Source organism: Inquilinus limosus, assembly GCF_002195995.1.
GTDB lineage: Bacteria > Pseudomonadota > Alphaproteobacteria > DSM-16000 > Inquilinaceae > Inquilinus > Inquilinus limosus_C.
The window spans coordinates 1-11,069 of record NZ_NHON01000142.1 but is presented as its reverse complement, the minus strand read 5'-3'; the positions used below and the strand labels follow the sequence as shown (position 1 = coordinate 11,069).

At 70.9% G+C, this 11,069-nt stretch carries 10 protein-coding genes; 5 read left to right on the top strand and 5 right to left on the bottom strand.

What is annotated here, in order from left to right; genetic code table 11:
* The first annotated feature begins 67 nt into the window (after window positions 1-67).
* Genes BWR60_RS33865 through BWR60_RS33855 form a run of 3 tightly spaced genes read left to right on the top strand, consistent with a single transcriptional unit; the run spans window position 68 to window position 3,699 of the window.
* Window positions 68-1,015 (top strand): ABC transporter permease, encoded by a 948-nt coding sequence (locus tag BWR60_RS33865; protein ID WP_088157380.1) that lies wholly within the window; start codon window positions 68-70, stop codon window positions 1,013-1,015.
* Complete coding sequence (locus BWR60_RS33860) at window positions 1,012-1,884, top strand: ABC transporter permease (protein WP_088157378.1); 873 nt, start codon at window positions 1,012-1,014, stop codon at window positions 1,882-1,884. Before BWR60_RS33865 ends, BWR60_RS33860 begins: the two co-directional genes overlap by 4 nt.
* 9 nt (window positions 1,885-1,893) lie before the next feature.
* Window positions 1,894-3,699, top strand: coding sequence for a gamma-glutamyltransferase family protein (locus BWR60_RS33855; protein ID WP_088157376.1), 1,806 nt, complete (start codon window positions 1,894-1,896; stop codon window positions 3,697-3,699).
* A 212-nt stretch (window positions 3,700-3,911) separates the two neighbouring features.
* Here the strand turns inward: BWR60_RS33855 and BWR60_RS33850 are convergent, their stop codons facing one another.
* Window positions 3,912-5,075 carry a mandelate racemase/muconate lactonizing enzyme family protein gene (locus BWR60_RS33850; RefSeq protein WP_088157374.1) on the bottom strand — a complete coding sequence of 388 codons (1,164 nt, stop codon included), beginning with the start codon at window positions 5,073-5,075 and terminating at the stop codon, window positions 3,912-3,914.
* 46 nt (window positions 5,076-5,121) lie between these two features.
* Window positions 5,122-5,658: a TetR/AcrR family transcriptional regulator gene (locus tag BWR60_RS33845; protein ID WP_230983268.1), complete on the bottom strand. Its 537-nt coding sequence runs from the start codon at window positions 5,656-5,658 to the stop codon at window positions 5,122-5,124.
* 150 nt (window positions 5,659-5,808) lie between these two features.
* Here BWR60_RS33845 and BWR60_RS33840 point away from each other — a divergent pair, with 150 nt between their 5' ends.
* A complete protein-coding gene (locus BWR60_RS33840; RefSeq protein ID WP_088157370.1) occupies window positions 5,809-6,423 on the top strand; it encodes an NAD(P)H-dependent oxidoreductase in 615 nt (204 codons plus the stop codon).
* A 93-nt stretch (window positions 6,424-6,516) separates the two neighbouring features.
* Entirely contained in the window at window positions 6,517-7,281 is a 765-nt protein-coding gene (locus BWR60_RS33835) for an SDR family oxidoreductase (protein WP_088157368.1), read from the top strand.
* A 156-nt stretch (window positions 7,282-7,437) separates the two neighbouring features.
* Here BWR60_RS33835 and BWR60_RS33830 read toward each other — a convergent pair whose 3' ends face one another.
* Genes BWR60_RS33830 through BWR60_RS33820 form a run of 3 tightly spaced genes read right to left on the bottom strand, consistent with a single transcriptional unit; the run spans window position 7,438 to window position 10,951 of the window.
* Entirely contained in the window at window positions 7,438-9,171 is a 1,734-nt protein-coding gene (locus tag BWR60_RS33830; RefSeq protein ID WP_088157366.1) for a M14 family zinc carboxypeptidase, read from the bottom strand.
* Window positions 9,172-9,173: 2 nt separating this feature from the next.
* Complete coding sequence (locus BWR60_RS33825; RefSeq protein WP_088157364.1) at window positions 9,174-10,025, bottom strand: ABC transporter permease; 852 nt, start codon at window positions 10,023-10,025, stop codon at window positions 9,174-9,176.
* Between the two features lie 2 nt (window positions 10,026-10,027).
* The gene (locus BWR60_RS33820) at window positions 10,028-10,951 is read right to left on the bottom strand and encodes an ABC transporter permease (protein WP_088157362.1); all 924 of its coding nucleotides are present in this window, start codon (window positions 10,949-10,951) and stop codon (window positions 10,028-10,030) included.
* Window positions 10,952-11,069 lie beyond the last annotated feature (118 nt).

The window sequence follows — 11,069 nt, the reverse complement described above, 5'->3', positions numbered from 1 at the left end:
CCCTCCCCCTACCCCCCTCCCGCGGAGGGAGGGGGGACTCTGAGGGGCTTGCGGCGGGGAGCCACCCATGACGCGGATCATCCTGCGCCGGCTGATGGTGGCTGTGCCGACCCTGATCCTGGTGTCGATGCTGGTCTTCGCCCTGCAGAAGCTGCTGCCGGGCGACCCGGTGCTGACCATGGCGGGAGAGGAGCGCGACCCCGCGGTGCTGGAGTACCTGCGCGAGAAGTACCGGCTGAACGACCCGATCCCGGTGCAGTATGTCGCCTGGATCGGCCAGGTGGTGCAGGGCGATTTCGGCGTGTCGCTGCGCACCGACGCGCCGGTGACGGAGCTGATCGCCCAGAAGCTGCCGGTGACCATCCAGCTCGCCGCCATGGCCATGGTCTTCGCCCTCTTGATCGGCATCCCCGCCGGCATCATCGCCGCGGTGCGCAAGGGCACGGCGGTCGACTACGGCGCCAACATCCTCGCCCTCTCGGGCCTGTCGATCCCGAATTTCTGGCTCGGCATCATGCTGATCCTGCTGGTGTCGGTGCAGTGGCGCCTCCTGCCCGCCTCGGGCTACGTCTCCCCGTCCCAGGATCTGTGGCTCAGCCTCAAGACCATGCTGATGCCGGCCTTCGTGCTGGGCAACGCGCTGGCCGCGACGCTGATGCGGCACACAAGGTCGGCGATGCTGAGCGTGCTGCGCTCGGACTATATCCGCACCGCCCGGGCCAAGGGCCTGCTGGGTCCCGCCGTGGTGCTGAAGCACGCCTTCCGCAACGCGCTGGTGCCGATCGTCACCCTGGTGACGCTGCTGTTCGGCGAGCTCTTGGCCGGCGCGGTGCTGACCGAGCAGGTCTTCACCATCCCCGGCTTCGGCAAGCTGATCGTCGACGCCGTGTTCAACCGCGACTACGCGGTGGTGCAGGGCGTGGTGCTGTGCACCGCCATCGGCTTCATCGCCATGAACCTGCTGGCCGATGTCCTCTACATCCTGATCAACCCGCGGCTGAGGCACCCGTCATGACCGCGACCGCTCTGGCCCCGGAAGCCGCCACTCGGAAGCCACGCAGCCGCGGCCTGCAGAAGTTCCTGCGCAACAAGGGCGCGGTGGTCGGCGCCGTGCTGGTGCTGGCCTTCGTGCTGCTGGCCGTGCTGGCGCCGCTGATCACGCCGCAGGACCCGCTGCAGACCAGCTTCCTGACCATCCGCAAGCCGCCCTCCGCCGCGCATTGGCTGGGCACCGACGACCTCGGCCGCGACATCTTCACCCGCCTGGCCTATGGCGCCCGCGCCTCGCTGATGGCCGGGGTGATCTCGGTCGCCATCGCGCTGGCGGTCGGCGTGCCCTTCGGCCTGCTGGCGGGCTACTACGGCGGGCTGGTCGACGGCGCCATCTCGCGCGCCACCGAGGCGATGCTGGCCATCCCCTTCCTGATCCTGGCGATCGCCCTGGCCGCCTTCCTCGGCCCCAGCCTGGGCAACGCCATGATCGCGATCGGCCTGTCGGCGATGCCGCTGTTCATCCGCCTGACCCGCGGCCAGGTGCTGAGCGTGAAGACCGAGGATTATGTCGAGGGCGCCCGGTCGATCGGCCTGCCCGACCGCTGGATCATCATCCGCTACATCCTGCCGAACGTGCTGCCGCCGCTGATCGTGCAGGCGACGCTGACCATCGCCACCGCCATCATCGCCGAGGCCAGCCTGTCCTTCCTCGGCCTCGGCCAGCAGCCGCCGAGCCCGTCCTGGGGCTCGATGCTGAACACCGCCAAGAACTTCATGAGCCAGGCGCCCTGGATGTCGGTCTTCCCGGGCGGCGCGATCTTCCTGGTCGTGCTGGGCTTCAACCTGCTGGGCGACGGATTGCGCGACGCCCTCGACCCCCGCGAAAGCTGAGAGACAGCCATGTTCACCACCCGCCCCGAACTGCTCGGCACCTTCGGCATGGTCACCTCGACCCACTGGCTCGGCAGCGCCGCCGGCATGGCCATGCTGGAGCGTGGCGGCAACGCCTTCGACGCCTGCATCGCCACCGCCTTCGTGCTGCAGGTGGTGGAGCCGCACCTGGTCGGCCCCGGCGGCGACGTGCCGGTGGTGTTCCATTCGGCCAAGACCGGGAAGACCGAGGTGCTGTGCGGCCAGGGCCCGGCCCCGGCCGGCGCCACCATCGCCCATTACAAGGGCGAAGGGCTGGAGCTGATCCCCGGCAACGGCCTGCTGGCCACCGTCGTCCCCGGCTCCTTCGGCGCCTGGATGACGCTGCTGCGCGACCATGGCTCGCTGACCGTGCGCGACGTGCTGGAGCCGGCGATCCATTATCTCGAGAGCGGCCACCCGGTGCTGCCGCGCGTCGCCGACACCATCGCCGGGCTGAAGGACTTCTTCGAGGCGGAATGGCCGACCTCGGCCGCCGTGTTCCTGCCCGGCGGGTCGGGGCCGAAGGCCCGGCAGCTGTTCCGCAACCCGGCTTTGGCCGAGACCTGGAAGCGCGTGATCCGCGAGGCGGAGGCCGCCGGCAGCGACCGCGAGCGCCAGGCCGAGGCGGCGTACAACGCCTTCTACAAGGGCTTCGTGGCCGAGGCGATCGACCGGTTCGCCCGCACCACCGAGGTGATGGACGAGAGCGGCCGGCGCCATCGCGGCGTCATCACCGGCGACGACCTGGCCCGCTGGCGGCCGGCCTATGAGGCGCCGCTGACCTACGACTATCACGGCCACACCCTGGCCAAGATCCGGCCCTGGGGCCAGGGCCCGGTGTTCCTGCAGACCCTGGCCCTGCTGAAGGACGTCGACCTGGCGTCGATGGGCCCGGCCAGCGCCGATTTCGTGCACATTGTGACCGAGGCGATGAAGCTCGCCTTCGCCGACCGCGAGGCCTATTACGGCGACCCCGACTTCGTCGACGTGCCGGTCGAGGCGCTGCTGTCCGACGCCTACAACGACGCCCGCCGCGGCCTGATCGGCGCCACCGCCTCGCGCGAGTTGCGGCCCGGCCGGGTGCCGGGCTACGAGGCGCAGGTGGACCGGGTGATGGCGGTGCTGGACCGGCTGTCCAAGGTCAGCGGCACCAGCCTGGAAGAGCTGGCGGCGAACGAGCCGACCATGGCCGACATGCTGTCGGCCCGGCGCGGCGACACGGTGCATATCGACGCGGTCGACCGCTGGGGCAACATGGTGGCGGCGATGCCGTCGGGCGGCTGGCTGCAATCCTCGCCGGTGATCCCGGAGCTCGGCTTCATGCTGAACAGCCGCGGCCAGATGTTCTGGCTGGAGCCGGACCTGCCGACCAGCCTGGCGCCGGGCAAGCGGCCGCGCACCACCCTGACCCCGTCGCTGGCGCTGCGCGACGGCAAGCCGTACCTGGCCTTCGGGTCGCCCGGCGGCGACCAGCAGGAGCAGTGGCAGCTGCAGCTGTTCCTGCGCCATGTCCATCACGGGCTGAACCTGCAGGAGGCGATCGAGCAGCCGATGTTCCATACGGCGCATTTCCCGAGCTCCTTCTACCCGCGCGAGCGCAAGCCCGGCCATCTGCTGGCGGAGGAGAGCTTCGGGCCCGAGGTGCTGGCGGAGCTGCGCCGCCGCGGCCATGCGCTGGAGGAGGCGCCGGAATGGACGGTCGGCCGCCTGGTCGCCGCATCCCGCGACGCCGATGGCCTGCTGCACGCCGCCGCCACGCCCCGGCTGATGCAGGCCTATGCGGTGGGGCGCTGAGAACGAAGCCCATTAATCAGCTTCGGACGTCTCTCCGGCGTTGTCGAATTGCCTCTCCCGCCTGGCGGGAGAGGTCGACAGCGCGCAGCGCTGGCGGGTGAGGGCTGGCCCAGGCCTCGACAAAACCCCCTCACCCGGAGCCGCTTCGCGTCTCCGACCTCTCCCGCAAGCGGGAGAGGCAAATAAGTTGTCGCCAGCGGGGCGGGCCATCCCTACTCCGCCAGCTCGCGCATCACCCGGATCAGGTCGGACTTGCCCTCGAAGCCGATGCCGGGCAGGTCGGGCATCACGATGTGGCCGTCCTCGACCCGCACCCCGTCCGGGAAGCCGCCATAGGGCTGGAACAGGTCCGGGTAGCTCTCATTGCCGCCGAGGCCGAGGCCGGCGGCGATGTTCAGCGACATCTGGTGCCCGCCATGCGGGATGCAGCGCGACGGTGACCAGCCGTGCTGCGCCAGCACGTCGAGGGTGCGCAGATACTCCACCAGCCCGTAGGACAGGGCGCAGTCGAACTGCAGCCAGTCGCGGTCCGGCCGCATCCCGCCATAGCGCAGCAGGTTGCGCGCGTCCTGGTGCGAGAACAGGTTCTCGCCGGTCGCCATCGGCCCGGGATAGAACTCCGCCAGCGCCGCCTGCAGCGCGTAGTCCAGCGGGTCGCCGGCCTCCTCGTACCAGAACAGCGGATAGTCCCGCAGCATCTTCGCATAGGCGATCGCGGTCTCCAGGTCGAAGCGGCCATTGGCGTCGACCGCCAGCCGCGCCTCACCGCCGATCTCCGCCAGCACCGCCTCGATCCGGGCGCGGTCCTCGGCGATCGGGGCGCCCCCGATCTTCATCTTCACGACGGTGTAGCCGCGGTCGAGATAGCCGCGCATCTCCGCCCGCAGCGCCGTGTTGTCCTTGCCGGGGTAGTAGTAGCCGCCGGCGGCGTAGACGAAGACGCGGGGATCGGCGACGCGGCCCTTGCGCTGCGCCAGCAGGCGGAACAGCGGCTTGCCGGCGATCTTGGCGACCGCGTCCCACACCGCCATGTCGATGGTGCCGACGGCGACCGAGCGCTCGCCATGCCCGCCCGGCTTCTCATTGGCCATCATCGCCGCCCAGATCCGGTGCGGGTCGAGATTGTCGCCGGTCTCGTCGATCAGGCTCGCCGGCTCCGCCGCCAGGATGCGGTCGCGGAAGCGCTCGCGGATCAGCCCGCCCTGGCCATAGCGGCCGTTCGAGTTGAAGCCGTAGCCGACGACCCGGCGGCCGTCGCGCACCACGTCCGTCACCACCGCCACCAGGCTGGCGGTCATCTTCGAGAAATCGATATAGGCATTGCGGATCGGGGAGGCGATCGGCTTCGTCACCTCCACGACATCGACGATGCGCATGCTGGCTTGCCCTTTCGTGCGGAATGGCCGGCCGTCCCGCCCGGCGTCACCCCCGAGTCCTAGCAACCATCGCGACGATGGTCTCGGCCAATTCGCCCAGCGCCTCGGCGGCGGTGATCTCGCCATTGACCGCGGCGGCGGACAGGGCCTCGGCGGCGCCGAGCATGGCCCACAGGCCGGCGGGGGCGATGGCGCCGGCCGGGGCGAAGGGGGCGAGGGCCGCGCGGCAGGTCTCGCGGAACGCCGCATCGCATTCGCGCTTGACCCGCTCCAGTTCCGGCGAGCTGGTCAGCGCCGCGACCACGCCGGGGATCTCGCGGCCCTGGGCCAGCACGCAGTCGAGATAGGCGGCGGCGATCACCGCGGCCCGCCCCCCCAGCGTCGGCTCATCCGTCCCCAGCGCGGCCTGCAGCCGGGCGGTCTGGCGGTCGTCGAACTCGCGGTACAGCGCGATCAGCAGCCCGGTGCGGTCGCCGAAATGGTCGTAGACCACCGGCTTGGTGACGCCCGCCCGCTCGGAAAGCCGCCCGAGCGTCAGCGCCTCCGTCCCCTCCTCCCGGATCAGCGCCCAGGCGACGTCCATCAGCTGGCGGTGCCGCTCCTCCCGCGACAGGCGCCGGCGCGGCTGGGGATCTCTCGCTGCGGTGCTTGACATGCTTATATACCAAACGTAACTTACCAAAAGTATATAACACTCTCCCCTCCCCCGCAATCACCTGCAGGAGCTGCCGGCATGCACGCGCTCGTCGTCGTCTCGCATCCCGATCCCGCCTCGCTGACCCATGCCGTCGCCGCCCGGCTCGCCGAGGGCTTGGCGCGGTCCGGCCACACCGCCGAAATCGCCGACCTGGCGGCGGAGGGCTTCGACCCACGCTTCAGCGCCGCCGACCACGCCGCCCATCTCAAGCAGGCGGCGCCCCCGGCCGATGTCCTGGCCGAGCAGGCGCGGATCGACCGCGCCGACGCGCTGGTGCTGGTCTATCCGGTCTACTGGTGGTCGATGCCGGGGCTGATGAAGGGCTGGATCGACCGGGTCTTCGCCAATGGCTGGGCCTATGACGAGGCCCCCGGCGGCAGGACCGAGAAGAAGCTGGGCCGCCTGCCGGTCCATCTCGTCGGCCTCGGCGGCGCCGACCGGGCCACCTATGCGCGGCACGGCTATGACGTCGCCATGAGGACCCAGATCGACCACGGCATCTTCGGCTATTGCGGCGCCCCGGTCGCGACCTCGGAGCTGCTGGTGCTGCCGCCGGACGCGCCGGACCCGGGCGACGTCCTGGCGGCCGCCCAGGCCCTCGGCGGCCGGCTGTTCGAGGCGGCCCGACCCGAGGCGGCCGACGCGGCCTGACCGCTCAACCCGATTCCGCGGCAAGAACCGGAGTGAGGCCGCCGCCCGCCACCGCCATCCTCCGCCGCATCCAACGACGAAGGGAGAGATCGGATGGGCGTGTTGGCGGGCAAGGTGGCGATCGTCGCCGGGGCCAGCTCCGGCATCGGCCGGGCGGCGGCGGTGCTGTTCGCAAGCGAGGGCGCGGCCGTGGTGGCCGGGGCGCGGCGGCAAACGGAGCTCGACGCGCTGGTGGGCGAGATCGAGGCCGCCGACGGCCGGGCCGCGGCGCTGGCCGGCGACGTCACCGACGAGGGGTACGCCCCTGCCCTGGTGGCGCTGGCCGAGGAGCGCTTCGGCGGCCTCGACATCGCCTTCAACACCGCCGGCATGGTCGGGCCGATGGCGCCGACGCCGGAGGTGTCGCCGTCGGCCTGGCGGGAGACGGTGGAGACCAACCTGACCAGCGGCTTCCTGGCGGCGCGGCACCAGATCCCGGCGATGCTGCGGCGGGGCGGCGGATCGCTGATCTTCACCTCGACCTTCGTCGGATACACGGTCAGCTTCCCCGGCGTCGCCGCCTATGCCGCCAGCAAGGCCGGGCTGATCGGGCTGGTGCAGGCGCTGGCGGTCGAGTTCGGCGGCCGGGGCGTCCGCGTCAACGCGCTGCTGCCGGGCGGCACCGAGACCGAGATGTATCGGGAATTCGCCAAGACCCAGGCCGAGCGCGACTTCATCACCGGCCTCTACCCGATGAAGCGCCTGGCGACGCCGGAGGAGATGGCGCGCTCGGCGCTGTACCTCGCCTCCGACGCCTCCAGCTTCACCACGGGGACGGCGCTGCTGGTCGATGGCGGGGTGTCGATCACCAGGACGTAGAGGCCGGAGCCAGCCCCCTCACCCTCCCGCCGCCAACGCGGCGGGCCCCTCCCTCTCCCCGAGGAGAGGGAATCTTCACCTCTCCCCCGGGGAGAGGTCGAAATCGCGCAGCGATTTCGGGTGAGGGGGTGGCTCCGGCCTCGCCGTCCGAACGCGTCAGGCCACCACCCCCGCATGGTGCTCGACCGCGGCCAGAACCGTCTCCATCTGTACCTGGTGACCCAGGGCGAAGCGGTCGCCATAGATGGTCTCGTCCGGGTATTCGGTGATCAGGGTCAGCGGCGGCACGTGGCGCTCGTCCGGGCCGATCAGGCAGGGGATGCCGTTGATCACGGTGAACGGCCCGGCCCCGGCATGGGCGCCGTAGGCGGCCAGCTGCATCCGGTTCAGCTCCAGCAGCGGCTCGATCCGGGCCAGGCGGCGGGTGATCGCCTCGATCAGCGCCATCCCCAGCTCCTGCCACTCCGGATGATGGCGCAGGATCAGGAAGAAGCCCTTCGGGATGGTCCACATCTCGAAGCCGCGCGGCAGGTAGCCGGTGAAGGGCCGGGTCCATTCATGCGCCGGATAGCCGTGCAGGTTGACATGCAGCTGCGCCCCGGTGCGGGCGATCGCCTCACTGCGCGCCGCGCGCTCGTAGAGACCGTCGCCGCTGCGGTACTCCAGATCGTCGCCCAGCGCGGTGTAGCGCGCGGCGTGGTGCATGTGCCGCGGATTGTCCCGGCACAGCCGCCGGTGCAGGGCATAGCCGTCCGGATTCTCCAGCGGGATCAGGGCCAGATGGTGCTCCGGGTCCTGCAGCAGAATCTGCGCGGCGCGCAGGGCGCCGACCGGGCCGGTGGTCTCGTTGGCGTGCTGGCCGCCGGTGACCACCACCGCCGGGCGCGACCCCGGCCGGATCAGCCCCGGCACCGCCCGGCCCTGCCGCGACCGGGCCAGGATCGGCTGCCCGCCCAGCGCCGCCAGCTCGCGATGCACCTGCTCGATCGACAGCGGCGCCTCGGCGGTCTCCACCACCTGCGCCGGCCAGTCGCCGGGCTCGCCGGACACGTCGAACGCCACGGTCTCGACCCGCACCCGCGGCGCGCCGGCCCGGATCTCCGGCACGATCTGGCCCGGCTGCAAGCGGCGGTCGCCGGCCGGACGGCCGGAATGGCGCTGGAACACCTCCAGCAGCGTGAAGTACAAATCCTCGTGCAGCGCCTCGTGCAGGCTGACGGCCTCTTCGTGGAAGGGCAATGCCCGCTCGATCGCCGGCGCCTCGACCGTGATCGACAGCCGCTCGAAATAGGGCTCGTCGCCGCCCCAGGGATGGGTTTTCACGGTCTCGACCGCGGCGCGGAACAGGCCCTCCACCTCGGTCTCCAGCCGCTCGTCCAGGTCCGGCTCGCCCTCGGGGCGGCCGGTGACGCGCAGCCAGCCGGTCGGCGACAGGCAGGCGGCGCCGAGATGGTCGGTGCCGAGATGATTGGGCGCGAAGATTTCGGTCGTCGCCGTCCGGCCGTCCCGGTATGTGAGCGCCACCCGGTAGCGCAAAGTCTCGTCGCCCGGCTCGAAGCGCAGCTCGACCCCGTCCAGCAGCGCCGTCAGCGGATAGGCCTCCATCAGGAAGCGGTCGGGCACCGCGGCGGGATGGACCGGATAGCGGATGACGGCCGCCGCCAGCCCCTCGGTCTCGATCTCCTCCAGGACGGCGTGCAGCAGCGGCTTGTAGGCGCTGCGCAGCCGGGCCGAGACGCCGGCCGAAGCCAGCGTGGTCTCGGCCTCGCGGCGCGCGGCCTCGTCCTCGAACAGCCAGGCCTCCACCGCCGCGCCCTGATGGCCTTCGGACAGGTCGCGCAGCACGGCGTCGAGGGTCCGCGGCGCCTCTTGGTCCAGGAGAAGGGTCATGGTCAGAGCTTTCCGGTCGGGTCGAGGACGTCGCGCAGCCAGTCGCCCAGCAGGTTCAGGCCGAGCACGGTGAGCATGATGGCGAGGCCGGGGAAGACGCTGATCCACCAGGCCGTCTGCACATAGGTGCGGCCGTCGGCCAGCATGCCGCCCCAGCTGGGAATCAGCGGGTCGACGCCGAGGCCGAGGAAGGTCAGGCTGCTTTCCAGCAGGATGTTGTTGGCCACGTTCAGCGTCATCAGGATGATGATCGGCCCCAGCACGTTGGGCAGCAGGTGGTCGAGGATGATGCGGTGGTCGCGCACGCCGATCGCCGCGGCCGCCTGCACGAATTCGCTCTCACGCAGCGACAGCACCGAGCCGCGGACGAGGCGGGCGTACTGCACCCATTGCGACACGATCATGAAGAAGATCACCCGGTCGAGGCCGCCGCCGAGGATGGCGATGAAGGTCAGCGCGATCAGGATGAAGGGCAGCGCCTGCTGCACGTCGGCGCAGCGCATCAGCACCAGGTCCCAGAGGCCGCGGTAGTAGCCGGCGACCAGGCCGGCCAGCGTGCCCAGCACCACCGCGCCGGCAACAGACGCGAAGCCGACGGTCAGCGAGATGCCGCCGCCGGTCACCACCCGGGCCAGCACGTCGCGGCCGACCGGGTCGGTGCCCAGCGGATGCGCCCAGGACTGGAACGGCGGCAGCAGCCGGGCGGTCAGGTCGAAGCCCTCGCCGCCGTCGGGGAACAAGAGGCCGGCGCACAGCACCGCCAGCACCATCACGCCGGTCAGCACCGCGCCGAGGATGAACTCCAGGTTGCGCAGGCGGCGCGACCAGGGGCGGCTGTCTTCGACGATCGCCATCGCTACTCGGTCCGGATGCGTGGATCGACCAGCCCATAGGCGATGTCGACCGCGAGGTTGATGACGACGATCAGGATCGCCAGCACGGTGATCACCGCCTGCAGCACCGGATAGTCGCGGGCGGCGATGGCGTCGAAGGCCAGCGACCCCATGCCGGGCCAGGCGAAGACCTGCTCGACCACGACGATGCCGCCGACCAGGCCGCCGAACTGCAGCCCGATATAGGTGATCAGCGGGATGGCGCAGTTGCGCAGCGCGTGCTTGTACAGCACCACCCGCTCGCGCAGGCCCTTGCTGCGGGCGACCATGACGTATTGCGCCGACAGCGTCTCCAGCATCGCGGTGCGCACCAGCCGGACATTGGTGGCGGTGAGGATGATCGCCATGGTGGCGGCCGGCATCACCAGGCTGGAGGCCCCCTCCATGCCGCTCGGCGGCAGCCAGCCCAGCGCGATGGAGAAGACCAGCACCATCATCATCGCCAGCCAGAAATTCGGGAAGGACAGCCCGACCAGCGACAGGATGCGGATCAGCTGATCGACCGCCCGGCCCTTGTGCACGGCGGCGTGGATGCCGAGCGGGATCGACAGCACGATCGAGGCGAGCAGCGAGACGAAGGCCAGCAGCAGCGTCGCCGGCAGGGCCCGGCCAACCAGCAGCGTGACCGGGGTGTTGCCGAGGAAGCTGCGGCCGAGATCCCCGCTCAGCAGCCCCTGCAGGAACCCCAGATACTGGACCAGGAAGGGCCGGTCGAGGCCGAGGGCGATGCGGATCCGCTGCAGATCCTCCTCGGTCACGCTGCCGGCGCCCTGGGCCAGCATGATCGCCGGGTCGCCGGTCAGCCGGATCGCCCAGGAGACCAGGAGCGTCACCACCAGCACTACGAACACCGCGAGCCCGACCCGTTTGGCGACGAAGCCGATCATGGGTGGGCCCGCGGTGTTCGTAGTGCTGGTGGTGACGCTCCTGGTCTCCTGGGCGATCCGGCTGACCGGCGACCCGGCGATCATGCTGGCCCAGGGCGCCGGCAGCGTGACCGAGGAG